Origin of the sequence: Thermotalea metallivorans (assembly GCF_001562415.1) — a bacterium.
GTDB classification, from domain to species: domain Bacteria; phylum Bacillota; class Clostridia; order Peptostreptococcales; family Thermotaleaceae; genus Thermotalea; species Thermotalea metallivorans.
The window spans coordinates 1-26,503 of the sequence record NZ_LOEE01000031.1 but is presented as its reverse complement, the minus strand read 5'-3'; the positions used below and the strand labels follow the sequence as shown (position 1 = coordinate 26,503).

At 38.9% G+C, this 26,503-nt stretch carries 27 protein-coding genes and 1 pseudogene; all 28 read right to left on the bottom strand.

Going from position 1 to position 26,503, the window contains the following annotated elements; translation table 11 throughout:
• Window positions 1-42 precede the first annotated feature (42 nt).
• The gene (locus tag AN619_RS07475; RefSeq protein ID WP_068556104.1) at window positions 43-1,464 is read right to left on the bottom strand and encodes a flagellar hook protein FlgE; all 1,422 of its coding nucleotides are present in this window, start codon (window positions 1,462-1,464) and stop codon (window positions 43-45) included.
• 80 nt (window positions 1,465-1,544) lie between these two features.
• Window positions 1,545-1,925 carry a TIGR02530 family flagellar biosynthesis protein gene (locus AN619_RS07470; protein WP_068556103.1) on the bottom strand — a complete coding sequence of 127 codons (381 nt, stop codon included), beginning with the start codon at window positions 1,923-1,925 and terminating at the stop codon, window positions 1,545-1,547.
• A 39-nt stretch (window positions 1,926-1,964) separates the two neighbouring features.
• Window positions 1,965-2,336, bottom strand: a complete 372-nt coding sequence (locus tag AN619_RS15595) for a flagellar hook assembly protein FlgD (RefSeq protein ID WP_083525032.1) — start codon at window positions 2,334-2,336, stop codon at window positions 1,965-1,967.
• A 12-nt stretch (window positions 2,337-2,348) separates the two neighbouring features.
• The gene (locus AN619_RS07460) at window positions 2,349-3,740 is read right to left on the bottom strand and encodes a flagellar hook-length control protein FliK (protein ID WP_068556102.1); all 1,392 of its coding nucleotides are present in this window, start codon (window positions 3,738-3,740) and stop codon (window positions 2,349-2,351) included.
• A gap of 34 nt (window positions 3,741-3,774) precedes the next feature.
• Window positions 3,775-5,031, bottom strand: a complete 1,257-nt coding sequence (locus AN619_RS07455; RefSeq protein ID WP_068556101.1) for a MotE family protein — start codon at window positions 5,029-5,031, stop codon at window positions 3,775-3,777.
• Window positions 5,032-5,040: 9 nt separating this feature from the next.
• Window positions 5,041-5,484 carry a flagellar export protein FliJ gene (fliJ, locus tag AN619_RS07450; protein ID WP_068556100.1) on the bottom strand — a complete coding sequence of 148 codons (444 nt, stop codon included), beginning with the start codon at window positions 5,482-5,484 and terminating at the stop codon, window positions 5,041-5,043.
• Between the two features lie 11 nt (window positions 5,485-5,495).
• Window positions 5,496-6,806 carry a flagellar protein export ATPase FliI gene (gene fliI / locus AN619_RS07445; RefSeq protein WP_068556167.1) on the bottom strand — a complete coding sequence of 437 codons (1,311 nt, stop codon included), beginning with the start codon at window positions 6,804-6,806 and terminating at the stop codon, window positions 5,496-5,498.
• A 6-nt stretch (window positions 6,807-6,812) separates the two neighbouring features.
• A complete protein-coding gene (locus tag AN619_RS07440; protein WP_068556099.1) occupies window positions 6,813-7,562 on the bottom strand; it encodes a FliH/SctL family protein in 750 nt (249 codons plus the stop codon).
• Complete coding sequence (gene fliG, locus AN619_RS07435; protein ID WP_068556098.1) at window positions 7,555-8,565, bottom strand: flagellar motor switch protein FliG; 1,011 nt, start codon at window positions 8,563-8,565, stop codon at window positions 7,555-7,557. The genes AN619_RS07440 and fliG overlap by 8 nt, the downstream gene beginning before the upstream one ends.
• Before the next feature lie 11 nt (window positions 8,566-8,576).
• Window positions 8,577-10,139: a flagellar basal-body MS-ring/collar protein FliF gene (fliF, locus tag AN619_RS07430; protein ID WP_068556097.1), complete on the bottom strand. Its 1,563-nt coding sequence runs from the start codon at window positions 10,137-10,139 to the stop codon at window positions 8,577-8,579.
• A 37-nt stretch (window positions 10,140-10,176) separates the two neighbouring features.
• Window positions 10,177-10,461 carry a flagellar hook-basal body complex protein FliE gene (gene fliE, locus AN619_RS07425; RefSeq protein ID WP_068556096.1) on the bottom strand — a complete coding sequence of 95 codons (285 nt, stop codon included), beginning with the start codon at window positions 10,459-10,461 and terminating at the stop codon, window positions 10,177-10,179.
• A 20-nt stretch (window positions 10,462-10,481) separates the two neighbouring features.
• Entirely contained in the window at window positions 10,482-10,925 is a 444-nt protein-coding gene (flgC, locus tag AN619_RS07420) for a flagellar basal body rod protein FlgC (protein ID WP_157064950.1), read from the bottom strand.
• Between the two features lie 5 nt (window positions 10,926-10,930).
• The gene (gene flgB / locus AN619_RS07415; RefSeq protein WP_068556095.1) at window positions 10,931-11,338 is read right to left on the bottom strand and encodes a flagellar basal body rod protein FlgB; all 408 of its coding nucleotides are present in this window, start codon (window positions 11,336-11,338) and stop codon (window positions 10,931-10,933) included.
• Between the two features lie 290 nt (window positions 11,339-11,628).
• Window positions 11,629-12,408, bottom strand: coding sequence for a GTP-sensing pleiotropic transcriptional regulator CodY (gene codY, locus AN619_RS07410; protein WP_068556094.1), 780 nt, complete (start codon window positions 12,406-12,408; stop codon window positions 11,629-11,631).
• Between the two features lie 35 nt (window positions 12,409-12,443).
• Window positions 12,444-12,593 (bottom strand): hypothetical protein, encoded by a 150-nt coding sequence (locus AN619_RS15905; protein ID WP_157064949.1) that lies wholly within the window; start codon window positions 12,591-12,593, stop codon window positions 12,444-12,446.
• 361 nt (window positions 12,594-12,954) lie between these two features.
• Entirely contained in the window at window positions 12,955-15,027 is a 2,073-nt protein-coding gene (topA, locus tag AN619_RS07405; RefSeq protein ID WP_068556093.1) for a type I DNA topoisomerase, read from the bottom strand.
• A gap of 77 nt (window positions 15,028-15,104) precedes the next feature.
• Window positions 15,105-16,184: a DNA-processing protein DprA gene (dprA, locus tag AN619_RS07400; protein ID WP_068556092.1), complete on the bottom strand. Its 1,080-nt coding sequence runs from the start codon at window positions 16,182-16,184 to the stop codon at window positions 15,105-15,107.
• A 13-nt stretch (window positions 16,185-16,197) separates the two neighbouring features.
• Window positions 16,198-17,736 carry a YifB family Mg chelatase-like AAA ATPase gene (locus tag AN619_RS07395; protein WP_068556091.1) on the bottom strand — a complete coding sequence of 513 codons (1,539 nt, stop codon included), beginning with the start codon at window positions 17,734-17,736 and terminating at the stop codon, window positions 16,198-16,200.
• A gap of 248 nt (window positions 17,737-17,984) precedes the next feature.
• Window positions 17,985-18,176, bottom strand: a complete 192-nt coding sequence (locus AN619_RS07390; protein WP_068556090.1) for a hypothetical protein — start codon at window positions 18,174-18,176, stop codon at window positions 17,985-17,987.
• A gap of 76 nt (window positions 18,177-18,252) precedes the next feature.
• Window positions 18,253-19,137, bottom strand: coding sequence for a DMT family transporter (locus tag AN619_RS07385; RefSeq protein ID WP_157064948.1), 885 nt, complete (start codon window positions 19,135-19,137; stop codon window positions 18,253-18,255).
• Window positions 19,138-19,296: 159 nt separating this feature from the next.
• Complete coding sequence (locus AN619_RS07380; protein ID WP_068556089.1) at window positions 19,297-20,232, bottom strand: hypothetical protein; 936 nt, start codon at window positions 20,230-20,232, stop codon at window positions 19,297-19,299.
• A gap of 258 nt (window positions 20,233-20,490) precedes the next feature.
• Window positions 20,491-21,675: an RNA-guided endonuclease InsQ/TnpB family protein gene (locus AN619_RS07375; protein WP_068556088.1), complete on the bottom strand. Its 1,185-nt coding sequence runs from the start codon at window positions 21,673-21,675 to the stop codon at window positions 20,491-20,493.
• Window positions 21,668-22,275 (bottom strand): annotated as a pseudogene (locus AN619_RS15590) (IS607 family transposase). Before AN619_RS15590 ends, AN619_RS07375 begins: the two are co-directional and overlap by 8 nt.
• Before the next feature lie 154 nt (window positions 22,276-22,429).
• Window positions 22,430-23,026: a metallophosphoesterase family protein gene (locus tag AN619_RS07365; protein WP_068556086.1), complete on the bottom strand. Its 597-nt coding sequence runs from the start codon at window positions 23,024-23,026 to the stop codon at window positions 22,430-22,432.
• 218 nt (window positions 23,027-23,244) lie between these two features.
• Window positions 23,245-23,604, bottom strand: coding sequence for a YraN family protein (locus AN619_RS07360; protein WP_068556085.1), 360 nt, complete (start codon window positions 23,602-23,604; stop codon window positions 23,245-23,247).
• Entirely contained in the window at window positions 23,594-23,875 is a 282-nt protein-coding gene (locus tag AN619_RS07355) for an EscU/YscU/HrcU family type III secretion system export apparatus switch protein (protein WP_068556084.1), read from the bottom strand. Before AN619_RS07355 ends, AN619_RS07360 begins: the two co-directional genes overlap by 11 nt.
• Before the next feature lie 6 nt (window positions 23,876-23,881).
• Window positions 23,882-25,381: a hypothetical protein gene (locus AN619_RS07350; RefSeq protein ID WP_068556083.1), complete on the bottom strand. Its 1,500-nt coding sequence runs from the start codon at window positions 25,379-25,381 to the stop codon at window positions 23,882-23,884.
• Complete coding sequence (locus tag AN619_RS07345; protein ID WP_068556082.1) at window positions 25,359-26,165, bottom strand: ribonuclease HII; 807 nt, start codon at window positions 26,163-26,165, stop codon at window positions 25,359-25,361. The genes AN619_RS07350 and AN619_RS07345 overlap by 23 nt, the downstream gene beginning before the upstream one ends.
• Between the last annotated feature and the right edge of the window lie 338 nt (window positions 26,166-26,503).

Sequence of the window (26,503 nt, the reverse complement as noted above, 5' to 3'; positions counted from 1 at the left end):
AATCTATGGTTCAAGCCATAGATTATAATTCCGGATGATTAATTATCTTTTTAGGTTCACCAGTTCTTCCAGCATCTGATCTGTTGTGGTAATAACCCTAGAGTTGGCTTGGAATCCTCTTTGGGTTGTAATCATAGTTGTAAATTCCTTGGACAAATCCACATTAGACATTTCCAAAGCTCCGGCATTTAAGGAAGCAAAGCCGCTATCGCCCGGCTTTCCGATCATGGGTTCACCGGAGTTTGCAGTATTTACATACATATTGGCCTGAGTTTTCAATAAACCGGCCGGGTTTTTAAAGTTTGCCAAAGCAATTCTGCCCAAAGGCGACTTCAGCCCATTGCTGAAGATGCCTTCAATGGTTCCGTCAGGCCCAATACTGAAACCGTCCAGGGTTCCCTGCTTATATCCATCCACACTGGTAGCACCCGCCGTTGAATCGTTGTCAAACATTTTAAGATGATCATACTGCACTTCAAAAGATAAATTGCCGGCGCCATTGGTCAAGCTGCCATCAATCGTTAGGGTTAAAGGCCCTCCTGCCGTTAAATTCCCGCTCGTATCAAACTGTAATGTAACGGCGCCTCCGGTAAATGGCGCTCCCGTAGCATGGAGCATGCTTCCATCAGGTTTTACATAAAAAGTTTCCACCTGGAATTGATTCGCTCCTGTTTTTATAAAGCATTGCTTGATTCGATGAATCCCGCCCAATTTATCATAAACATCAAAGGTAGTTTCCCTGGCTACTGCATCCGCATAATCCGGATTTACCTCATATTTTGCATTTGTTGCTGCATCAAAAGGTTTGCTCGGATCCGCAGGCTTTGCCAGATATACGGAATCTGTAACAGTATCATCGGCTCCTACGATAGTACTGGGCACTGTGGCATAAGCCGTTGTACTTTTCGTCCCACTGTTCAATATTCCCTCAAATCCCACCTTGGTGGTTGCCTGGGCCGGTACACTGGCCGCCCTGTTGATGACCAAACCCTCCAGATTAGTTTTAAATACAGGATTTTGCCCGTAAGTTTTCTCGTCTACGCGATAGCCGAGGACCCGGTATCCATCAGCAGTATTTAAGTTGCCTGCCGCATCCACATAAAAGTTGCCGGCCCTGGTATAACTCCTGTTTAGAAAGTTGGTATCATTGGACACAATAAAGAATCCGTCGCCGTTAATCATCACATCCGTAGGGACATCGGTTCTTTCCACAGCCCCTCTTGTGTGAATAGTGTCCATGGAAGCCACATTGATTCCCAATCCTATTTGTTGAGGATTGGTACCGCCTCTACCTCCTTGGGCTGCAGAAGCACCTCGGATAGTCTGGCTGAACACCTCTTGGAAAGTTACTCTGCCGGCTTTGAAGCCAACAGTATTCACATTGGCAATATTATTGCCGATTACATCCATCTTCGCCTGATGGGCACTTAAGCCCGATACGGCAGAAAACATAGATCTCATCATAATACATGACCTCCTCTTGATTGGTGCATGATACCTCTTCTGTCGGTCCGAGATATGGCAGCCTCCTCGTAAAGGTCCGGCTAAACAATCACTGCACCATCGATATTGGTAAACACATTCTCTTTCAATTGTTCATCCAAGGCAGCCGTAATGATGGTTTTGCTATGGACGTTGGCCACAAAGGCTTTATTGTCCATCAAAATCAGGGTTTCTTTAATTCCCTTTTGGCTTGCCTTTTTTAAGCCGTTGTGGATTCGACTGATTTCTTGGCTGTCTAAACGTATGTTCCTAGCTTCTAACCTTTGCAATGCATGTTTGGAAAATTTCACTTCCTGCTGGTGAATTATGGTATCCAATACTTGGGCAAAAGATTGCTTCCCCACAACTTCATGGGAAGGCGTCCTTGTACCGGTTCCGCGAGGATTCATGGGCCTTGTGTGGTGAATCCAAATTTTATTCATTTCCCATTCCTCCTTTCTAAGCCTCCAGAATCATATCCTTTATTCTATTTTCAAACCGTATTCTTTGATAGCCTTGCTCAAATTTGCCAATTCCTTGATAATTTCTTTATTGCTTTCCAGGAGCTTATCATTGGATGATTTAATTTGATTGACTACCGCATTGTTTAAATCCACCATTAAATCCTGTGTTTCACCCATGATTTTGTTTAGGTTTTGCATCTGCTCCAAAGTGCTAAACTGAGCCATCTGGGCAATAAACTCCTTGTCCTCCACCGGATTTAGGGGATCCTGATGCTTCAGTTGGGAAACCAATAGCTTTAAAAAAGCCTCCTTGTCTAATTGTTGATTTGGCGTCTTGTTCCTTTCCGGATAGATTTCATTTTGGCCGATTTTATAGATTCCATCGGACATGTTCCATACCTCCTAGGCAAAAAAATCAATTTTAGAATCATTCCATGGCGCGGACTTCTGTGAAACAGTTTCCTCAGGCAAATTTCCATATCCTGTTTCATGGAAAGAAATTTTTCTATTTCCCATCTTTTTTCTAAAGGACATAGAATTTTGCTGGTAACGAAAATTAGGGTCATCTCCCACAGATACACTCAGTTCCTGAACGCCCAGTCCCTTTTCATTTAGTGCATTTTTCAATGCCTGAAAGTTAGACTCTAAAATTTCTTTGACCCTATGGCTTTCTGCTACAAACTTAGCCATGACAATACCTCTTTCAATAGATATTTTCATGGACAATTTGCCGAGGTGATCGGGCTTCAAATGCAGAGACATCTCGGACCCTTCCTCACCCACATGCACCTGGGCTTTCCCTAGGAATTGCTCTAGGATGTTTTCAAACTTGATTTGCTGCGTTCCAGGCAATATCGCTTTCAATGGTTCTGACGGATGCACGTCATTGTGAGGTATGGGCTGCTGCGTACTGATCTCTGCCAGATTGTTTCGGAAGTTTTGATAATGGCTTTCCTTTTTTGCAAGGCCATGGAGAGTATCGGAATCAATCCTATCCTTCCCATTTCTTCCCTTGGCCCTTTCATCCCCTTGGTTTTGAAGGTTAGGAATATCTTGGCTCTTTTCCTCGTAATCCTCTTTTTCCTCACCGGCAACATTTTCAATGGATTGATGATCTTCATTGGCAACGGGTATCTTTCCATTGTCTTGATGCAGCTTAACATCTAGATTTTCCATATATTTCCCTAAAGTTTCCTGGAGTTTCAGCAAGGCCTGCTGCAAATCCTCAGGTCGGCTATGCTGCACCGCTGGATTCCTCATGCCCTCCAAAGCATACAAAAGTGTTTCCTGTAAAGCACGAAAATCTATGATGCTATTTGGCAACCATGCTGCCGTCGATGCCAAGGGCTTCATTGTTGACAACAACTGCTCCAACTGAAGCTTCATATTCTCAAGGATATTGGCGGGCAAACCCTCAATGCCAGTGCCGTCTTCATGGGAAAGCTTGTGGATTTGTTCTATAAAACTTTCCATGGTTTCAAGAAAAAGAAGGAATTCCCCCGCAGCCATGAGCTCTTGATTTTTCTCATATCTTTCATCTTCTGATTCTTGTTTTGCATCCAAGTTTTTTTCTGTTTTCTTCCCTTGATTGAAAGAAATTTTATCCCTCTCAGGGTCATGTCCCGCAGTTTCTTCATAAAATCTGTTCATTTTTGATGGCTTTGCATTTTGAAGCTTATCCTCAAACAGTTTGTCAAACTCACCGGCAGTAGTTTTTGTGCCATGGATGGTCCTTTTGACAGGCTGCAGATTTTGCATCATGGCAGAAAAAGCATAAATATTTGAATGACTCATTTTCTCACCTCCTTTCCCTTTCTCCATTGAATTTTTATCCATTGGGCAATGCCAATGTTTTTGATATTTCTGATGCCAAATCAGCATCTAAACTTGCCAATATTTCCGCTGCTAATTTTTGCGGCAAATTTTTCATCACATCGATGGCGATATCCCGATCCCCAATCACTAAATTTTCTCCATTTTCTAAGGTGTATTGTTTAGATGCTTTGCTGTTTTGAAAAAGCTTTGTCACCATATCGGCAACCTGTTGTGGCTCCATTTTTTTATAGATACCCACCAACTCTTGCACCTTTCGATCATACTCACTATAAATTTTCATGGCCTTGCTCAAATCAGGGGTAATGAAATCTTTGCCCTCCCTGATGACTTCATCCTCTTTTATCCTGTTGAAAAGACGGATGATAAAATCTTTGTCTTCAATTTTGGAAAGGACCTTTGCCCCCTGCAGTATACTCATATTTCTATAAATGACAGACAACTCTTCCATTTTGAATTTCTTTTCGCTGCCTAAATCCTCAATTAATTTATCGGGCTTCTCCGTATTATATATTTGGGCCATATGGATCAAACTTTTTTCTTTATCCTTCATTTGATTGACAATTTCTTTAAGCCTTTGTCTCTTTACCCCAGATTCGAAATAGGACGTCAGCTTCGTTGAAATCTCTTCATCGAAACTGCTTAAAACTTTTACTGCAGTTTTTTCATTCATTTGTTCTACAATTTTTCCCATATCATGAAAGGAAATGATGCCACTATTTAATGCACCATGGATCTCTTCTATTAAATTGGGCAACGACAGCGTTTCGTAATATTTGGCCTTATCTGATAAGCTTGTCTTTTTTTCATTATCGATCTGCTCTAAAGTAGATACTAAAATATCTTTCTTTATGGAGCTGTCCCGGATCAGTTCTAATATATTGCCTGTCTTTTTTGCATTTTTTTCGGCCATGATCTTTACTAAGGCTGAATATAATGCTTCATCTTCTTTTTTGATCAAAATTAATTTATCAACAGCCCGAGGTAAGTCCAAATCAAGCAAATAATTGGCCACTTTCCGCTTTTGTTCTTCCCTTTCCTCTCTCGTAGGAAAGCTTTGAAAATATTTTCCTATAAGTCCCGGACCATTGCTAAGATGCCGATTGGCAATATATTGAAAATTTTCGTTGGTCAAATATACAATGCTTAATACGCTGACGGGAACAAAGGTAAACACAAGTACGACAATGGATATAATTTTTCCTATGCTTAATTGTTGTTTTTCGCTTTCAATTGACTTAGATTTTGCCATTTTTGCCCCCTAATTACTCTTATAATTCTTAAATGTAACCAATTGATCCACAAATTTTTCCTCTTCTCTTTTTTCTTTATAGCTGAAGATGTCCAATTCCTTTTCCTTTAGTTTCTCAAAAGTCTTTCTTTCTTGGGATGCCTTTAGCAAATCGGCTCTTAATTGATTTACATCACGATTGCACTTTTCAACGGTTTGCATTTGGTGGAATATTTTCTTATCCAGGCTTCTTATATACATATCACAAACCCTTATCGCTGTGAGAGCAGTTCCCTCCTGAATTTTGGCATGAATCATGTATTGATACACTTCTTTTGTTTTCTCATATTCCATCAGCCTTTGTTTTTCATCCTCCAACCGCTTCAGAGCAGTACTTAGTTTCCCCTGGATCCGTTCTTCATGTTTCTCCTTGACCCCCAAAAGACTTTGATATTTAAAATGGAATTTGTTCATTGGTTACACCCCTATTCCATGAGTTCTATGAGCATTTGTCTTGCATCTTCATACTGAATCTTTTCATGAGTTCCCTGCCGCAAATAATGATTGAATCGATCGATCATTGCAACTGCCTGGTCAATTTCTTTATTGCTGCCTTTGACATAGGCGCCGATATTGATCAGATCCTCGGCTTCTTTATAGACGGCCAGCAAATTTTTGAACTTGTCCGCCGCAAGCCTATGCTGGTCGTCGATAATATTGGGCATTACCCTGCTTACACTGGCCAAAATATCTATGGCCGGATAGTGATTTTTATTGGCTAGTTTTCTCGACAATACAATATGTCCATCTAATATTCCCCTTACTGTATCTGTGATGGGTTCATTGAGATCATCCCCGTCTACTAAAACCGTATATAATCCCGTGATGGATCCTTTATCCGAATTTCCAGATCTCTCCAAAAGCTTTGGCAATGCAGCAAATACCGAAGGCGTATATCCCTTTGTTACTGGAGGTTCGCCAACGGCTAATCCGACTTCCCTCTGAGCCATGGAAAATCGGGTTAAAGAATCCATTAACAGCATAACGTTTTTTCCTCTATCCCTAAAATATTCTGCAATAGAGGTTGCCAGCAAAGCCCCCTTCATCCTTACCAGAGCCGGCTGGTCAGAAGTAGCTACCACAAGGACAGATCGTTTCAAGCCTTCTTCCTGTAAATCATTTTCGATAAATTCCCGAACCTCCCTGCCCCTTTCCCCAATCAAGGCAATGACATTGACATCTGCCTTTGTATTTCTAGCGATCATTCCCAAAAGGGTGCTTTTTCCTACACCACTTCCTGCAAAAATACCAACCCTTTGCCCTATACCGCATGTCAGCAGCCCATCAATCGCTTTTACCCCCAGGGACAGTACCTCTTGTATTTTTTTTCTTTTCAATGGGTCGGGCGGCTGGTTGCTTACAGGATATTTTTTATTCAATATAATGTTTGCTTTCCCATCCATTGGATTTCCCAGACCATCCAGAATCCTGCCCAGCAGCTCATCGCCCACATTGACGCTTAAAGCCTCTCCTGAAGCAACTACCTTGCTTCCCGGGCCTACCCCGTCCATCTCTCCCAAAGGCATCAGCAATACCTTCCTGTCTTTAAAGCCTACGACCTCTGCTTTAATCCGTTGAGAACCCTTCAAGGGATATATATAGCACAACTCACCTAACTTTACGGCCGGTCCGTTGGATTCAATGGTCAATCCAATGACCTGGGAAACCCTGCCGCTATATCGAATTAGATTTGCATTTTCTATTGCCCTTCTATATTTGCTGAAATCTAATGCCATCAACCATCACTCGCTCTCCAGCAATTCTCTGAGCACTTCCTTCATATGCTGCAGTTGGGTTTCTATGCTCGAATCGATGCTTCCCGAAACTGTATCGATCACACAGCTCCCTTTTCTGAGGGACGCATCCTGCTTAATCTCCATATCGCTGATATTTTCAGCAAGGCAAAGTATTTTATCCTTGATGCTTATTAGATACCCGTAATCCTCAGGACTTACCCTGATCACCAAAGCATCTGTATAGGTGCATTTTTCCAATCCCAATTTTACGAGGCCTAGGATAATTTCATCACAGTCTTCCAATTTTATATTTAAAATTTTTTCTACAATTTGAACAATGAGGGCATGGATCTCCTTTTCAAATTCTCTTGCTAAAACTTCCTTTTTTTTGAATATTTCCATCTTAATTTCCAGGGCTTCCTGAATTAAGGCATCGGCTTCCCTTTTTCCTTCCTCGTAGCCGATGGCTTTTCCCTCTCCATAACCTTCCCTCTTTGCCTGTTCATAAATTTGTTTGGCATCTTCATAGGCGTCCCTCAGAATTGCTTCTCCCTGTCTTTTGACTTCCTCTAATTTTTGGCTTGCTATTTCCTCAATTTCTCTTAACTTTTCCCTATATACATCTTCCCAAGACACATCTCTATCCTCCTTGGGAAGCGCCTCCATAGCTTGCTGGTTGTATGTAATTTCTTTGGGAATCCTAATTTCCTTTGTTTCTCCGATATTTACGTAGGATGATTTGAAAATCCTAGACAATGATTTCATCTCCTCCTCCGCGGGAAATAATAATTTCACCAGCTTCTTCCAGTTTTCTAATGATATTTACAATCTTCTGCTGTGCTTCTTCCACATCCCTTAGACGCACCGGCCCCATAAAGTCCATGTCTTCCTTGATCATTTCCGCCATTCGCTTCGACATATTATTAAATATAACTTCTTTTACTTCTTCTGTAGCACCCTTCAATGCAATTGCCAATTCATTGTTTTCAACCTCTCGAATAAACCGTTGTATGGACGTATTATCCAGGGTAATGATATCTTCAAATACAAACATGCGCTTCTTAATTTCTTCTGCCAATTCCACATCTTGAATTTCCAAGGTTTCCATAATAAACTTCTCAGTCCCTCTATCTACAGCATTTAAAATATCCACAATGGATTGAATACCTCCTGCCGTCGTATAGTCCTGGGTAACCATTGCTGATAATTTTCTTTCCAGCACGGCTTCAATTTCCTTAATAATTTCCGGAGATGTCCTGTCCATTGTGGCAATCCGTTGAGCTACCTCAGCCTGTTTCGCCTGGGGCAGGGCAGACAAAATTTGACCTGCCTGCTGTGGATTTAAATATGCCAGAATCAATGCGATCGTTTGGGCATGTTCATTTTGGATAAAATTCAGCAACTGTCCAGCATCTGCCTTTCTCACAAAATCGAAAGGCCTTACCTGCAGTGAAGCTGTCAATTTGTTGACGATATCAAAAGCTTTCTGGGAACCAAGAGCCTTTTCCAATATTTCCTTTGCATAATGAATGCCGCCTTCGGAAATATATTCTTGGGCCAAACATATTTGATAAAATTCCTCCAAGACTTTGTCTTTTTCTTCCTGCGAAATTTTACGCATGTTGGCTATTTCTAAGGTAAGTTCTTCAATTTCTTCTTCTTGGAGATGTTTAAATATTTTGGCTGATTTATCAGGTCCCAAAGCTATCAACAAGATTGCTGCTTTTTCTTTTCCCCTAATTTCTGCTTTACGAACCATAAATTACACTCCTAATCTTCATTTAGCCATGTTTTTAACAATTGGGCCACAGCCTCTGGCTTCTTGTCTACAAATTTTTCAATTTCTTTCTTATATCCTGATCTTTCCTTTCCTTCTATATCAATTTCATTGATGGTCTGTTCAACAGTTACCGGCTGTTTTTGCAGCAATTCATCAACTTCATCCTTTCTCTTTCTCATGCGATAAACTCCATAACCTGCTCCGCCTAGCAATAAAGCTCCAAGGATGCCCACAGACCATAGGGGAATACTTCCGAAGATCCCTTGATTCTGCCTCATGGCATTGGCATTTGCAAATTGCTCGCTTAAGGTATTGTCAAAATCCTTGGCCATTACCTCTACAACCTTGGTATCTAAGCCAGCAGAAGCTGAAACAAGATTGATGATTTCCTGTTTATGCTCTTCACTTAATTCCTGGTCCACCAAGGCCTTTTTATTGATGAGCACTGCAACCGTTATATCCTTAATTTGCCCTTGGGCCTTTACGATTTTCCTTTTTAGTTCATTCATTTCATAATTAATGGTCTTATTGGCTTTGTCATATTTTGAAGCCTCGTTGCTGCCCTCTACGTACTGGGTAATATCTTCTGAATTGGTATCAGTTCCCGGTGCTCCCCCTGAAACCCCATTGATTACCTGTTCTTTCAATTCGCTCATACTCCTAATCAAACCGGTGGTTTCTCCCTCAATGGGCGGCGAAAATTCTTGAATATCCGTTACCTCGCTATCAAAATCCATTTTTACATTGACCATGACAGCCACATTGCCAACGCCATATACCGTAGATAAAAACTGCTCTAAACTTGCCTTCAAGTCATTTTGGACCTGCTGCTGCAATCCGATTTGGGTTGTAGCATCAAAATTGTTTGTATTATTTTTTTTATTCAGCAAGCGTCCCTTGTTGTCAACAATAGAAATATTTTCCGGATCCAATCCTTTTACAGCATTTGCAACGAGCATCACAATTCCGTTTGTTTGCTCTTCCGTCAGATTTTTACTTTCCTCTAAGGTAACAAAAACGGAAGCCTTCGATTTTTGAGGATCTACCAGAAAATTTGTATCCTCTGCCACACTTAAGTTGACTACGGCGCTTTTCACACCATCAATTTCTTCAATAGTTCTAGCTAAAGCATTTTGTTGGGCAATTAAAAATCTTTTCTTTCTTTCATCGTTTGTCATGGACAAACTACTGCTATTCATCATTTCTTCGTAGGAAAAACCTTGCTTAGGAAGTCCTTCGATGGCCAAATTCATCTTTGCCTTGTTTTGGTATTCCTGAGGTACCAGCAAAGTTGTCTTTCCTTCCTCTTGTGCATCTTGGCTTTTCCAAGGGATGCCCAGCTCATCTAATTTTTTTGCCATTTCTCCTGCATCTGATACTGTTAAATTACTATACAAAGGAACATATTCAGGTCTTGATGTGAAAAATACCATGAGTGCAATCGCTGTAATTACCAAAAGTCCGCTGACACCGATTTTTATTTTCTGGGATGTATTTAAGGACTGGTAGAATTCATTGAGTTGCTGCTTCATCTGCTGTATTGTGTCCCCCATTAAGCCACCTCATTTCACTCTTCATCCAAATTCCACGTTACACTTGAAGCCTCATAATTTCTCTATAGGCTTCCATGATCTTATTTTTGATTTCCATTGTAAACTGCAGGGCTACTTCCGCCTTTTGGGCAGCAATCATAACTTCGTGAATATTTTCTATCTCGTCGATGGCCAATAGCGCATCCGCTTTTTGAGACTGGATTTCTAATGCATTCACCTTACTTATTGCATCTTTCAAAAATGTCCCAAAATCTATGGGCGATTTATTTTCTCTAACTTGAAAATCTTTATAGGTTGAAGAAAAAACTTGATTGACCTTCATTGATAATCCTCCCTAATGATTTAACGTCCAATCTCTAAGGCCTTCATCGCCATACTTTTCGTAGAGTTGATGCATGTTACGTTTGCTTCATAAGCCCTCGTGGAGGAGATCATATTGATCATTTCCGCTACAATGTCCACATTGGGCATCTGTACATATCCATCTTTATCCGCATCGGGATGGCCTGGCTCATACACCTTTTTAAAAGGGGATTTGTCCTCTTTCACAGCAATAACTTCTACGCCGTTTCCTCTCAAGATGCCCTTTTTGGCAGCATCTAAATGCTGTTGGAAAGTCAAATTGGAGGAGGCTTCTCTAAAAATCGGCACCTGTCTGCGGTAAGGGGTTCCACTGCTTGTCCTGGTGGTATTGGCATTGGCAATGTTTTTTGAAATAATATCCATCCTCAACCTTTCCGCAGTTAAGCCCGATGCACTGATATCAATCGATTTAAACATGCTCACCTGATTTACCTCCCATCTTTCATAATTTGCTTCAGCTTATTGAATTTTCCGGAAATTCTCTGGGCCATCATGTTATATCGAATCGTATTTTTTGCTAAATTTGCCATCTCCACATCGATATTCACGTTGTTTCCATCTCTCCGATACTTGCTGGTAAAGTCCTTCTGGATGACAGGACCAATGTGGTCAATACCTAAATTTCCTAAAGGAATATGCTTTTCATGGGTTAATTTTCCTTCTATCCCTAAATGCATCAGACTATCTTTTAAAATGGATTCGAATTCCACCTTCTCTCTTTTATAACCGGGAGTATTTACATTGGCAATATTATTAGATATTGCTTCATTTCTAAGCCATGCAGCATTTAATGATTTTTCCAATATTTTTATATTTCCAAAGGATCGATCCAGCATCGTTATCCACGCCTCCTACGCTAAACCTATATAATACGGAAGTTCGACATTTTTTGTGTCCTCGTAGAATAATTCAACAAATTTTTTTGTTTTCCTTCTTTTTCCCACAATTATTGTACTATAAATATGCTGAAATTTGTATGAAAATATGTTTATTTTTGGCATTTAGTACCAAAGACCTTGATGATTTACATAATATATTTATGATATACTTTTGTGCCGCTACAATCTCACTTTTCTGGCAAAAAAAACAAGGCAACCACATGGGCTGCCTCACAACAAAATCATATTTATCGTTTTAATCTTTTTAGTTCTTCAATGAGCTTATCGTTTAGTATTTTAATATGAGTACCCTTCATCCCCAAAGATCTGGATTCAATCACCCCTGCGCTTTCAAACTTTCTTAGGGCATTTACAATAACAGATCTAGTAATGCCTACCCTATCGGCAATTTTGCTGGCCACCAATAGCCCTTCCGTGCCTTCCAGTTCCTCGAAAATATGTTCCACGGCCTCCAATTCAGAATAAGAGAGGGTGCCGATCGCCATTTGCACAACTGCTTTTTTTCTTGCCTCTTCTTCAATCTGCTCACTCTTTGCCCGAAGAATTTCCATTCCTACAACTGTTGCGCTATACTCCGCCAAAACCAGGTCCTCATCATGAAAATTGTTTTCATGTCGGGCCAATATTAAAGTACCTAATCTTTGACCGCTTCCGTTAATCGGAACAATAGTTACCAATTTATTATAGCTTTCAATATCATACTTAAATATTTCCAGCAGCTGTTCTCCCGTGATGTTATATTTTGTTTCGGTAATTTTCAGCAGTTCCTCGTTATATTCATCGGGGAATTTGTTCTCACCGGTATCTGGATCTACGATAATAGGACAATCAGAGGCATCTGCCAAACTTACGCCCAATACCTTTCCTTTTTTGCTTGCCACATATACATTCGAATCTAAAATTTCACTTAAGGTTTTACATATTTCCGCAAAAGACACCGGTTCGTTGCCTGATTGTTGAAGAATTCTATTAAGCCTTCTGGTTTTTTCTAATAATGTACTCGCCATTTTATTCCTCCTTCGTTCATTCATTTTACATTTTACTAAAGTATACATTTATTTACATTGCGGGCAGTAATGCTGTCTTTCAACTTTAATTTTACATCATGGTCATCCATCGTCACTTCTTCATCATCTAGGTCCGCAATCTCAAAAGACAGCTCCTCTAGTAATTTTTCCAATACTGTATACAATCCTCATACACCAGTATTTTCTGTCTCCTTATGAATAAGGTAAGGGCCACTTGCAATCTCATCTATAGCTTCTTCAGTAAAATGGATTTTTATTCCTTAACCTTGGAAATATGAAATGGGCCTACAGTAATTTTTTTCTGGCTTCCTTTACTGCCACTTTTCTTTTTTATTTTGGGTAAAATGATTTCTCCCAAAATATCCTGAATATTCATATTGATTCATTTCACAGCCACAATGGCCCTACCGCGGGACATAGTTTCACCCTTTAAGATATATTTCGGGAAACTAAAAGACATGTTAGCATATCTTGTCATTTTTTGCAAGATGAAAAAAATACAATTTTCATAATAAATTGAAAAAATTAATGTTCTTCTGCCATACGCTTGTACTTGCATTCCTTATTGGAACACTGAATCGTGACGCCTTTTTTTGAGTTTTTTTCTATCAGCAAGGATTGACAAAGAGGACATTTTTCATTCATCGGTCTGCTCCATGTCACAAAATTGCACTTTGGAAAATTGATACATCCATAAAATAATCGTCCTTTTTTCGATCTCCTTTCCACAAGCTCTCCTTCGCACCTTGGACAGGATACACCTATCTTTTGAACCAAGGGCCTGGTGTGCTGACATTCCGGATAACCGGAACATGCTAAAAACTTGCCGAATTTCCCATATTTTATCACCATCTGTTTGCCGCATTCTTCACAAATCTCATCCGTTACTTCTTCTGCTAACTCTATTTTCTCTATTTCTTCCTCTGCATGTTTTAAAACAGATTGAAAGGGTTGATAAAATTCGTCTATCACCTTGATCCAATGGAGGCTTCCTTCTTCAATCTTATCCAGTTTCTCTTCTAATTCTGCAGTAAAGTCCTCATCGACAATATCGCTAAAATACTGTTCCAATAACTCCGTAACAATGAGTCCCAATTCTGTGGGCTTTAATGCTTTCTTCTCTCTTTCCACATATCCTCTGCTCAAAATTGTTGCAATGGTCGGTGCATAGGTACTGGGCCTTCCTATTCCCTTTTCTTCTAATTCCTTTACCAAAGTCGCCTCGGTAAATCTTGGCGGAGGTTGTGTAAAATGCTGCTTTGGCTCTAATTTTTCCTCAATCAATTTCTCATTTAAAGATACTTCCGGAATTTCCGTATCGGATACAGTGGCATGGGTATACACCTTCAGAAAACCATCAAAGATTAACTTAGACCCGGATGCTTTAAAGATATAGCCATTGTTATTGATATCAACGGAATATGTGTCATAAACCCCACTTTTCATTTGGCTGGCTAAAAATCGTTCCCAAATCAGTTTGTACAGCTGGTACTGATCTTTTGTAAGGGAGTCCTTTATTTTTTCAGGCGTCCTTTCAATGGCAGTAGGGCGAATGGCTTCATGGGCATCTTGCCCTTCCTTTTTTGTCTTATACTGTTTTTCTTCCTCCGGCAGATAATCCTCCGAAAAATGATCAACAATATATTGCCTTGCCTTGGCCTTTGCCTCGTCGGATATTCTTGTGGAATCGGTTCTAATATAAGTAACTAAACCCACAGAACCTTCTTCCTTTAATTCTATGCCCTCATAAAGCTGCTGGGCAACCATCATAGTTTTTTTCGTGGAAAATCCCAATCGGTTGGCTGCTTCCTGCTGCAGACTACTGGTAGTAAAAGGGGGATAAGGATTTCTCTTTTTTTCTTTCCTTTTTACATCAGAAACAACATAAGCGTTTTTGTCCAGTTTCTCCAAAATCTTATCTACATCTTCTTTTGTATTCAATTCTACTTTTTCTTGCCCAAAGCCATAAAACTTTGCTTCCAACATCTCATGGGATTTTTCTTTTTTCAGATATGCACTGATGCTCCAATACTCCTGTGGAACAAATTCTTCTATTTCCTTCTCCCGGTCACATATTAATTTGGTTGCAACCGATTGGACCCTTCCGGCACTTAACCCTTTTCTCACTTTTCTCCACAGCAATGGACTGATGCTGTAGCCTACCAGACGATCCAATATTCTTCTGGCCTGCTGGGCATCAACTAAATTTTTGTTGATTGCCCTAGGGCTCTGTATAGCATTTTTGATAGCCGTTTCCGTAATTTCATTGAATTCGATCCTGCATTTTTCTTTCTCGTCAATCGATAAGATATGGGCTAAATGCCACGAAATGGCTTCTCCTTCTCTATCAGGGTCCGTCGCTAATAGGACCTTTTTGGCTTTTTTTGCTTCCTTTTTTAACTCCTGTATTAGGGACCCCTTGCCCCGAATTGTTATGTAATTCGGTTCGTAATTGTTATGAATATCTATGCCCATTTTACTTTTAGGTAGATCTCTTACATGACCAACGGAGGCTGAAATCTTATAGTTCTTACCTAAAAATTTTCCTATGGTTTTGGCTTTCGCAGGGGACTCTACAATAACTAAGGATTTTGCCACTTTCCCACCTCCATATATTGAAAACAATTGTTATTATATCAAAAACCCATGGACATTTCAAAATATGAAATTAAATCTTATTTGACTATTAATATTTTTCCCGGCAATAATTCAACTAATCCCTTTAATTGCAGAATGGTAATCATGCTGTTTATATGATGGATACTTTGTTTTGCCTTCAAAGCCAAGACTTCTATATGAATGGGCTGATGCTCCTGAATCATTGCATAAATATCATGCTCTTGGGAGCTCATGGCAATGGGTGCTCCACCATTGAACAATTGTTCTTCCATCCCCAGCTCTTCTAAAATATCCTCGACACAGGTAACCATTTTGGCCCCTTCCCGAATCAGTTGATTGGTACCAACACTAAGACTGCTGTTGATATTTCCCGGTATCGCCAATACGTCCCTTCCCTGTTCCAATGCACATTCCGCAGTAATAAGAGATCCACTTTTCAAATTTGCTTCTACAACCAAAACCGCCTTCGCAATGCCGCTGATGATTCGATTCCTAGCAGGAAAATGATTAGACAATGGAGGTGTCCCGATAGAATACTCCGACAAAAGGGCTCCCTTTTTTTGAATATTCAACATCAGAGAATAATTTGTCTTTGGATAGCATATATCCAAGCCGCATCCCATCACAGCGATGGTTCTTCCTCCGTTTTCTAGAGCTCCTTGATGGGCTGCCGTATCAATGCCATAGGCCATGCCGCTTACAACGGTAATACCCCGCCTTGCCAATTCTCCTGCAAATTTATAGGCTGCCCATTTTCCATAGGCGGATGCTTTTCTAGCCCCTACAATGGCTACAGCATGTTCATCCTGCTTCAGTATATTGCCTATCTTATATAGCATATAAGGAGGATCATGGATATTTCTTAGATTGCTTGGATATTCCATATCATCCTTCACCAAAACATCTATGCCCAATTTGCTCACTTGTTCAGCCAGCCTATCCAATTTTTTGCCATCTCTGCTCTGTATTATGTTATGAACAACGTTTTTATTTATGCCAGGGACTTTGAATAAATCGTTTGGGGATGCATCGTAGACTTGTCGGGCACTTCCAAAATATTCTAACAGTTTTTCAATTGTTTTTGAACCTATACCCTCTATGTGGCCTAACCAAACCAAATAATTCTTCTCATTCATTTTTTTCATCCTTTTATTGCATATTCCAAAACTTTTTATCTAAATTCCTGTACTGAATGGCTTCCGCAATATGGGAAACCAGGATCTGATCGCTGCCGCTCAAATCGGCTATAGTTCTGCTCAGCTTAATAATGCGATTATAAGCCCTTGCGCTCAAGCCCAACTTATGGAAGGCCTCTTCCAACAGGGCTTTTTCACTGCTCCCCAGTTTGCAATATTTTTTCAACAGCTTTGGTTTTAGCTGAGAATTAAAGAAGATGCCCTCATTTTTGTATCGCTCTATCTGAATTTTCCTGGCATGTTCTACAGCTATTTTTAATTGCTCCGTATCCTTTGTCCTGTGCTCTCCCTGTAACTCTGTATATTTTACCGGAAAAACCTCCACATGGATATCAATTCTATCCAACAAAGGTCCCGATATTTTGGACAAATATTTTTTGATTTGAGGAAATGTGCAGCTGCAAGGATGTACCGCATCACCATAATAACCGCAGGGACAAGGATTCATGCTGGCTACCAGAATGAATTTCGAAGGATAGGTTAGGGTTCCGTTGATCCTGGATATGGTAACGACCTCATCCTCAAGGGGTTGGCGCAGAACCTCCAGTACATTTCTCTGAAATTCCGGCAATTCATCCAAAAATAAAACACCATAGTGGGCCAAGGATACTTCTCCAGGCTTAGGTACCCGTCCCCCTCCTACCAGGGCAATACTGGAAATGGTATGATGGGGTGATCGAAAGGGCCTTTTTGTAATCAGGGAGGATTGATCCGTCAATAGCCCGGCAACACTGTAAATTTTTGTTACCTCTAGGGCTTCTTCATAGGTCATATCAGGAAGAATGGAAGGAAATCTTCTGGCAAGCATCGTTTTCCCCGAGCCGGGCGGACCGATCATCAGCAAATTATGTCCTCCCGCTGCTGCAATCTGAAATGCTCTTTTGATGCTTTCCTGTCCTACCACATCATCAAAATCTTCCAAATCCCTGTTGTTTTTATCATTGTGGATAGACTTCCCTCCCTGCAGGGGACTTAATGTCAGTTCTCCTTTCAAATATCGAATAATATCATTTAAATTAGAAAAAGGATATATTTCTGCATCCTGCACGATAGCCCCTTCTTCTGCGTTGGCTTCAGGCAATATGATTTTTCTGAATCCACTGTTCTTTAGCGCGATTACCAACGGCAGGACCCCGGCGATCCTGTTCAATTTTCCGTTTAAAGATAATTCCCCGATAAAGGCAAAGTCCCTGATTTTTTCATTTTCGATCTGCCCTGCGGCATCCATAATTCCCAACGCCATGGGCAAATCCAAATGGGTTCCCTCTTTTTTTGTATTTGCAGGAGCCAAATTAATCGTTATTCTCTTCATGGGAAATTCAAACCCTGAATTCTTAATAGCTGCCCGTATCCTTTCCTTTGATTCTTTCACCGCCGTATCTGGCAGTCCTACAATGGTTAGGGCAGGCAATCCGTTGGAAATATCTACTTCCACCTCTATGAGATTCCCATCCAATCCATTCAACACACAACTATATATTTTGGATAACACCAAGCATCCACCCCTATACCCCATGCAATCTCTATTCCTCTTTATAGTTCAATTCTTTTCTTAATTCTCCTCCTTTTTTCCAAAATTTTCTGAATCTCGTCAAAAAAATTGTAAACCCATAGGTGATTTCCATAGGCAAAGCCGGAGAATATCAAAAGAAAAAATGGACAGCCGATTACCACCACTGTGACTTGGCAATCATTGAGTTGTCCATTGGATTCATTTCCTATTTATAAAAAAGAGAGATTTTACTCTCTTATATCCGGTTTGCTGCTTGTAGCTCCGGCAGTGTTGACTTGATTTCCGTTGCCCAATATAGGACCAGACTTCGGCTCTTGAAATTTCACCTTTAACTCCTGTATGTCCTCTACTGCTCCCGGATCGGCAAATTTTTTCTCTATTACAATCTTCTCTCCTTTTGCGCGGTCTTCTTCCAGCATACCATCACCCCCCGGATTAGTGTTTGTGATGGCATGCAATTCTATTCAAGGAAAAAGTTTTATGGCATTTTAAAATCTAAGAAGCATTTTGAAGCTTATCCCCTGTAGGATTCCTCGTGGCACCCATTATACAACGGAAGGTAACAGCACCCAGAACAACAATTCCTCCTATCATCGCCCACTTGCCTGGAACCTCCCCAAGCATAATAAAAACCCAAATGGGATTTACAATCGGTTCAATTACAGGAATCAGTACTGCCTCTAAGGCGGAAACCGACTTGATGGCAATGGAATATAGAATGTAAGGCAAGCCCAGTTGTATAGTTCCCAATAGAATCAATCCGATCCAACTGGAAGAGGACGGTGCCGATTGAAGCATAAATGGAATCCCGATCATGGCCGTAAGTATATTGCCCAACAATACGGACTCCAAAGGTGAACCGTCTTTTTGCTTTCGCAGCAATAACACCATTGTAGCAAAAGACATGCCGCTGACAATGGCCCATACATTGCCCCAAAAACTTTTTGTATCAAAATCATCTATGAAGAATAACAACATTCCTCCAACAACAAAGATGATGGTCACCCAATCCAACGTTGTTGTTTTCTCCTTTAATACCACAAAACCAAAGAGGGCCACATAAATGGGCGCCGTATACTGCAAAAGAATGGCATTGGCTGCCGTTGTCATTTTATTCGCGATCACAAATAAAATGACAGTTGCAGCATAAGCAAGGGCACATAAAATCTGTTCTTTGGACCAATGAAACTTAGGTTTGCGAAGGACTATCCATATGAGTACCGCCGAAATAGCACTCCTCATGCCTGCAATAGCCACGGGATTCCATTGAATCCATTTGATAAAGAATCCGCCTAAACTCCAAAGCAGTGATGCCATGATCAAAAAGATAATTGCTTTCCACCTTAAATTCCTTTGTTGCTCCATATCTGATGGTTTCATATATGATACGCTCCATTCCACCGTATATTTTTTTATAACACATAGGAAATTCTGTGCTTTCATAAATTGTGGATAAGTCATAATTTCCGTCATGGGTTTCAACAAAGCCTTCCTTTAAATCTTCCAACGGAAGACTTTGTTATAAAAAATCAAGCTTAGTTAGTATCTTGATTTTAATATTTTTTTCTCCATCTCCTGCAGCAGGGCTTTTTCTTCTTTATCCAGCTTTTTCAATATCTCCCCCCGATAGGTTTTCCCCAGCTCATTTCTGCTTTTCGCTGTATTGTTTTTCTCTATTGCCCTGGGCCATTCTATTTTATTTCCTTTGTATATTAAATCCAAATCAATGATTCTCGTTCCATCCTCCAGGTGTTCCAAGCCTATAAGAATCCTTTTTATTTCAATAGGATCCAGAAGGGTAAACAGCCTGATCTGATAAACCATAACCGACATGAGAAATCTGGGATGATCTTTTCCCCATGATTCACCCAATATTAATCCCACATCCAGCACATCTAAAACAAAGGACAGTCTTTCATAGTGATTCATATATTGACTGTATCTGTCATAAATTCGTATCTCAAGATCGTACCAATTCTTATCCTGAAAACCTTCATTAAAAAATCGCAAAACTTGGCTTCGCATCTTTCTATAGAGTTTATGGACATCCATGTCAACCAAAACATGCTTTGGATGGATATCTTTCAGGCTTAATTTTCTATTGACAGGCTGATTTGTAAAGCTAATGATTGTCTGGTTGGATGTTCCCCTATTGAGACATTCGCTAAAAGAAAGAATTTGTCCATGATAGGTCTCACAAACACTTTCAATGATCTTTTCATGATCTCCTACCGTCCGCATAATCAGCAGCCCTGGAGATATATGAGAATCTTCAATATACTGAGTTGCCTTTATATTGATAAGGGCTGAAAATAAATCATCCGATGGCAAGGGGACAACAATCGTTGATTTTACATCGGAAAGTTCTGCTTTTTTCTTCCCTGGATCCGTCAAAAAAACAATCGTATCGTCCTCCCCGGAAATTTCAAAGGCACTGTCAATGTCTGCCACTACTCCATGAAAATGTTCAATCATTATCTTCGTCAGCGCATCCATGTGAGAGCTATTGAATACAAGCATTTTCGGTCCATTTCTAAAAATTGATATCATTGATTACCCGTTACAGAAAACTTATAAAACTTTATAAAGTGATCAGGAAACCTTATAAAGTCTATGTTTCCTTCCTTGTTCATCGTGTCCACTTTCAGATAAACCTACTTGTGTTTCTCTGACACTCCAAAGGCTTAAATTCCCCACCAACGTATGGGTACATATCAATAGTGGCTTTATGTGCTATGCTATTGATTTGCCATAATTCTCTAGGTTTATACTTGCATTTAAGTCCCTATCTATTCTATAGCCACATTCTTCACATGTAAAAACTCTTTCTGATAGAGATAATTTGTCCTTTATACTGCCACAGTTGCTACAAGTTTTACTTGAAGGATAAAATCTATCTGCAAGTATAAACTTAATTCTATTCCAGGCACATTTATATTCTATTTGTCTTTTTAATTCGTGGAATAACTGTTCTTGTATTGATTTTGATAATTTCTTATTCTTCAACATTCCACTAGTATTTAGGCTTTCCATAACTACATACGCTGGTTTGGTTCTCACCAAAGATGCAGTTATTTGATGGATGTAATTATGCCTTATGTTTTTAAGCCTTCTTCGTTCTTTTAGAACAAGGATTTCTAATTTTTTAATGTTTTTAGTTTTTCTGTAACGGCATTCACCTCCTTCGGTTTTCATTTTGTTTAATTCATATTTTTTAGATAATTTTCTTTGTAATTTTTTAAGTCTCTTTTCTAATTTTTTAACCTTTGATGATTTGTTTATGTTTGTGAACTTTTGTCCATTGCTTACTATTGCTAGATCTTTTACGCCTAAATCTATGCCTATTCCTTCTGTATATTTGTCATTTTTTATTTCCTTTTCTTCTATTCCAACGCTTAGCCACCAATGAAGTCCATTAAATGTTATTCTTGGGTTAGAATATTTGATATTTTCGCCTATCGGTATCTTACCTTTTTCAGCTAACCTAATCCAATTTAGTTTTTGTTTATTTTTCTTTTTAGATGTAGTTAGCTTTTCTAACTTTACATCAGTATCCGTTACAACTATTTTATCTGTATCTTGATAAAAACCTATTTCACTTCTTTTCTTAGATTTGAACTTTGGAAATTTAGCTCGACCTTCAAAGAAATTCTTAAAAGCTATGGAAGCATCTTTTATGGCTTGTTTTGTGATATTGTTTGAATAGTTGTTAAGCCAAGTATATTCTTCTGTTTGTTTAAGCTCAGTTAACTTTTTTCTAAGTTCACCATCACTTAAAAACTTACCACCATTTTTATAGTTAGTTTGTTGTTGTTCTAATGCCCAGTTGTATGCCCATCTTGCAACTCCAGCACATTCAAATAGTTTTGTTCTTTGTTTATTGTTTGGTAGTAACATAACCTTGTATGTTTTAATCATTTTCAGTCAGCTCCTTAATCATCTTCTTGGCTTTATTGGCTCTTTGACCTTGAAGCTTACAACTAAATATTGTTATTATTTGCACCAAATCTTCTACAAGTTCTTGCTCTTCTGTTTTTTCTGTAGTATCTATTATTTCAATAGTAGTTCCATATTTGTTGCATATATTTTCTATAAGCTCAAATCCAAATCGAACAAGTCTATCTTTATACAAAACTACTATTTTTTCAATTTCTCCATTGGTTATCATATCGATAAGTTTGTTTAAACCATTTTTGTTATAATTAATTCCACTTCCTATATCAGTTATTATTTCAAATTGATAACCTTTGGCGATCATGTACTCTCTAACATATTGCATCTGTCTTTCTAAATCGTCTTTTTGTTTTTGACTTAAAACTCTGCAATATCCTATCACTTTTTTATTTGTATTTTTTTGTTTATGCCAAGAATTTGATTAAGTTGCTCATCTGAATAATACCTAAAACCCGACGGTGCTATATAAGCAGGCTTTAAGTATCCACTTTTATCCTAATTTCTTAATGTTTGTTGTGTTTTAGCTATTAGTTTTGCAAATTCTCCAATGCTGTAATATTTCATTAATATCACCTCTATATACAATAATATCATGAAAAAATTGCAAATTGTATATAGAGTTTTATATAATTTTATAAATATTATCTAACAGTTATTTCGCCCCCCCTTATTCTCGGTAGCCCCGTGACAAAGAACCGTCCCCTGTCACGCTGTCACGTTATATCCCCATTTTGCTCCTCCTTAGCCGATAATCATCTGTTCCTGAAGGATAGAACAGTTTAATTACTTCTCGATTCTCTACCTTTATAATGTTTATGTGATGGATTCCATTTAAATAACTTTCATCCCCTATACATGTTTTACAATGTCCATACATATAAAAATCGCATGTCTCGGGAAGCCGCTCGCACCGATGGGCCAGTCCGATTTTCATGCCATAAAGTTCAAGGACCTTTCCTTCTTCATAAACCTCCATATGGGGTATAGGATGTAATACTTCTCTATGATCATGGTTTCCCAAAGCAATAATCATTCGATCCTGCACATGATGGCTTAGGGCCTTCAAGAAATAATTGGCCCTGGCTTTATATTTTTGAACATGCTGGGGCAGCAATTCCAGCTTTACGTCATCCACGATATCTCCCGTATGAATGAGTATATGGGGCTTTACAATCTTTACAAGTCCTATGAGATCGTTATAAATCATCGATGGCGTATCACTTATATGCAATATTTTCACAGAGGAATCTTTTATTTCATTTGGTATATATATACCACCGGTTAAATAATATAAAACTTTCCATAATTCTCCCATCTGATTCACCTTTCCATCTATAACCTAAGCAACCGACTTGAAAAATAACAAAGTCTTTCATTGGAAGATTTGAAGGAAGATTTTGTTGAAACACATGACGGAAATCATGATTTATCTACAATTTATAAAAAGTATTATAAAAAGTACATAATTTCCTATGTGTTATAAAAAAACGAGAAATATTTCCCTGCAAAGTCAGTTGCTCATATACACAAAACCTAAAAAATATTTTTTATATGGTTTATTTCCGTTATTCTATCTGCAGAGCCAATAATTTCGATGGCATCGAATCGAAAATCATAATGGAACAATCTTTTAGATTGAATATACATTTGGGCCGCTTTGTAAAGGTGGCTTTGCTTTTTGAAATTTATTGCTTCGGCGGGTCTGCCATAGGATCCATTGGATCTGGTCTTGACCTCAATAAATACATAAGTTTCCTTTTCCTTGGCGATAATGTCTATTTCTCCCAGCTTGCAACGGTAATTTGTTTCGATGATGGCATAACCATGACCCGATAGATATTTCACAGCGGCTTTTTCACCAAATATACCTATTTCCCTTCTTCTACCGGTCATCGGGTCCATCCTCTTTCATATCCAATTCCACAATAAATGCCAGTATTTCTGCAACTACCTGGTATAGTTCCGGCGGAATTTCCTCCCCCAAAGACAGATGATACAGTTGCCTTGCCAATTTTTCATCTTGATAGGTAGGAATATTCAATTCCCGAGCAATTTCTTTAATTTTTCGGGCAATATCTCCTTGCCCTTTCGCAATAAGTTGGGGAGCCCCGTCCTTATTTGCCTCATATTTCAAGGCTGTGGCAATTTCCTTTTTCTCCTTCATACACTTTTACACCTTCAAATCAATAAAATTTCGCTTTTTGTCTGCGTCAATCCCTTCCACATCGAGGAGGTTCAATTTTTCTTGGGAAACGGCATACTTAAAATAAATATGGACAAAACCGTGGTTTTTAAGTTTCTCTGCCAGTTTTTCCTGATATCCTTTGATGATTCTTTTTATTTGCTCATTGGCAACCCTAAAATTACAAGTAATGGTTTTCTCCTGAATTTCTGCCAGGACTTGTACCACATCCATATTTTTTGTATCCAAAGAAACAAATATTTTCACATCGTGGGGATTGATTTTTTTGCTTTTTTTACTGTTTCGGCCTATGAAGATTTCTAGGTTTTTTTGGTCATTTCCTATGGCAATGGGTATCTGAAGAAAGGTCTGCCATTGATTGAGTTTCCCTATAAAATCAATGCCATTTTTTAGATTTTCCAATTGTTTTATCACATCTCCATGTTTATGCATATCTAATGATTCCAATTTATATTTTATCATTTCTGCCTTTGCATACAATTCCTTCAAAATTTCCTGCAAATCCCGCTTATGATGGGGCAGTCCATCTTTGAGCCTATGGGTTGTCTGTTCAAATTTTTCAGCCAGTTCTGCTGTATTTTCATCTCCGGCAAGGAATTCCATGATGCTCTCCAATTGTTTGGCTATGGGAAATTTCCGAAATACAATATCATTAAAACTGGACACATGCTTTATATTCATTTTTAAACCATGCTTCCATAAAAAAGCTAATTTTTCATAATTCATTTCATTTAGATTGCATCTAATAGTAGATTCCTGTCCCGCCACCTTTCCATTCCTTGCAGAAACTAAATCCTGTTCTTGCTCCTTCGAAAAATAAATGCCTTCTTCATCCGCAATAAAATTCTTCATAGGATGTTCATGATCAGGGTGTTTTTCATCAGCACGGACAGATATCGGCAAGCCATCTTTCAATAACCCTTTGAAAACCTCCTCAATATTCTTTTCAGCCAGCTCCTCATGGATTTTCACCATATTATTTTCCAACAAGTCCTTTAATTTTTCAAAAATGTGTTTTAATTTATTCATCTCATACAGCATTCTCTCATTTACGGGAATTTCATATTTTATCAACTGCTTTACCAGCTCAATCTTTTCCTGATCAGGGGTCATGCCCATTTTTTCTAAAAATCTGGCAATGTCCTGGGCTTCATCTGAAAAAGCCGGTACATCCTCCAAAACCGGTTGAATGACAATTTGCTTGTCATTTGCCGTTTTTACCACAAATTGATATTTCTGCCCCTCAACCAAATTGCCGCTGGCCATATCCGTATATTTGGCTTCCATGAGCTTTCCATTTTCCAATTCCAGCATCATGATGTCATGGAGCATGCTTGCGATTCTTGCTTTTATGACCTGACCTTCTTTCAAAGCCATAATTTCCAAAGTGCCTGTACTAGGCTGTTTTATTTCCATACCCCTAGTTTGAGCCCTCTTCAAAAGATTATTCAGATAATCCATGCGCATTTTGTCCTTCACCTACTATCTTTTTTAAGAAAGATTTTCTGTGAATACCCGTCAAACCATATTTTTCAATGCTTTCATAATGCTCCTTCGTTCCATATCCCTTATGCTTTGCAAATCCATATTGGGGATACATTTCGTCATATTTTCGAATGATTCGATCCCTGGTCACCTTTGCAATAATAGAGGCTGCCGCAATGGAAATGCTTTTACTTTCCCCCTTCACCAGGGCATATTGCTTTATATGTATATCGGCCAATTTTACCGCATCAATTAATAAATATTCCGGCTGTACCTTCAGATCTGCCACTGCCTTTTTCATGGCCAGTTTCGTAGCATTCAATATGTTGATTTGATCAATGACTTCATTCTCCACAATGCCGATGCCCACGGCTATAGCCTTTTCTTGGATGATATCAAATAAAGCTTCCCTTTTCGGTTCCGAAATCTTTTTTGAATCATCAATTCCCTCTATGAATAAATCTTGGGGCAAAATTACAGCAGCTGCTACCACGGGACCGGCAAGGGGACCCCTTCCCGCTTCATCAATCCCCGCGATTTGCCTTACTCCGCTGCGGATCAATTCATTTTCATAATGCCATAGTTTTTTTATTCGTTCTTTTTCTTTGAGATGTCGATCCAACTTTTTTTCTAAGTCTTTTCCAATTTTGTTCACAGAATTTCTTGCGTCCTTCAACAAATAAGGTATGAATTTTCCCGCTTCCTCTATTTTCATATTCTCCATCCATCGATGAATATCCTTTGCACTCAATTTTGCGATCTCCATTTTCTGTCTTTCCCTTCGCTAAAATTTATTTTATTATATCATAAGAACAGGATCATTTTATGTCCTATAACAACAAAAAATTGCAAAAGACACTATTCAGAAATAGTGCCAGATTGTAGACAAAGTAGTATAGATGTTCATAAAAAGGTCATAGCTGCCTGCTTTAAGGACGGAAAGAAACAGAAAATAAGATAATTTGGAACAATAACTACACCACTTTACAAGTAATGTAGTGATTTAAAAATAATTCCATAAAATAACAAAATCAGACACCTAAATCCTAGGAATACTAATCTTATGACAAACCAACACCCTAGGAGGCGTCTGATATGATTAGT

Coding starts and splice junctions, on each gene's coding strand:
- dprA (WP_068556092.1), bottom strand. CDS start 16,184: ATGAATGAGAAGAATTATTTGGTTTGGTTAGGCCACATAGAGGGTATA.
- fliG (WP_068556098.1), bottom strand. CDS start 8,565: ATGGTTCGTAAAGCAGAAATTAGGGGAAAAGAAAAAGCAGCAATCTTG.
- fliI (WP_068556167.1), bottom strand. CDS start 6,806: ATGGCATTAGATTTCAGCAAATATAGAAGGGCAATAGAAAATGCAAAT.
- AN619_RS07390 (WP_068556090.1), bottom strand. CDS start 18,176: ATGCTGGAAGAAGACCGCGCAAAAGGAGAGAAGATTGTAATAGAGAAA.
- fliF (WP_068556097.1), bottom strand. CDS start 10,139: ATGGGGGACACAATACAGCAGATGAAGCAGCAACTCAATGAATTCTAC.
- AN619_RS07350 (WP_068556083.1), bottom strand. CDS start 25,381: ATGCGCATGGATTATCTGAATAATCTTTTGAAGAGGGCTCAAACTAGG.
- AN619_RS07385 (WP_157064948.1), bottom strand. CDS start 19,137: ATGAAACCATCAGATATGGAGCAACAAAGGAATTTAAGGTGGAAAGCA.
- flgB (WP_068556095.1), bottom strand. CDS start 11,338: ATGCTGGATCGATCCTTTGGAAATATAAAAATATTGGAAAAATCATTA.
- AN619_RS07475 (WP_068556104.1), bottom strand. CDS start 1,464: ATGATGAGATCTATGTTTTCTGCCGTATCGGGCTTAAGTGCCCATCAG.
- AN619_RS07455 (WP_068556101.1), bottom strand. CDS start 5,031: ATGGCAAAATCTAAGTCAATTGAAAGCGAAAAACAACAATTAAGCATA.
- codY (WP_068556094.1), bottom strand. CDS start 12,408: ATGGCGAGTACATTATTAGAAAAAACCAGAAGGCTTAATAGAATTCTT.
- AN619_RS07365 (WP_068556086.1), bottom strand. CDS start 23,026: ATGGGAGAATTATGGAAAGTTTTATATTATTTAACCGGTGGTATATAT.
- fliE (WP_068556096.1), bottom strand. CDS start 10,461: ATGAAGGTCAATCAAGTTTTTTCTTCAACCTATAAAGATTTTCAAGTT.
- AN619_RS07470 (WP_068556103.1), bottom strand. CDS start 1,925: ATGAATAAAATTTGGATTCACCACACAAGGCCCATGAATCCTCGCGGA.
- AN619_RS07345 (WP_068556082.1), bottom strand. CDS start 26,165: ATGGAGATCGCAAAATTGAGTGCAAAGGATATTCATCGATGGATGGAG.
- AN619_RS07380 (WP_068556089.1), bottom strand. CDS start 20,232: ATGATTGAACATTTTCATGGAGTAGTGGCAGACATTGACAGTGCCTTT.
- AN619_RS07460 (WP_068556102.1), bottom strand. CDS start 3,740: ATGAGTCATTCAAATATTTATGCTTTTTCTGCCATGATGCAAAATCTG.
- AN619_RS15595 (WP_083525032.1), bottom strand. CDS start 2,336: ATGTCCGATGGAATCTATAAAATCGGCCAAAATGAAATCTATCCGGAA.
- fliJ (WP_068556100.1), bottom strand. CDS start 5,484: ATGAACAAATTCCATTTTAAATATCAAAGTCTTTTGGGGGTCAAGGAG.
- AN619_RS07355 (WP_068556084.1), bottom strand. CDS start 23,875: ATGAAGGAGAAAAAGGAAATTGCCACAGCCTTGAAATATGAGGCAAAT.
- AN619_RS07360 (WP_068556085.1), bottom strand. CDS start 23,604: ATGACCGGTAGAAGAAGGGAAATAGGTATATTTGGTGAAAAAGCCGCT.
- AN619_RS07375 (WP_068556088.1), bottom strand. CDS start 21,675: ATGATTAAAACATACAAGGTTATGTTACTACCAAACAATAAACAAAGA.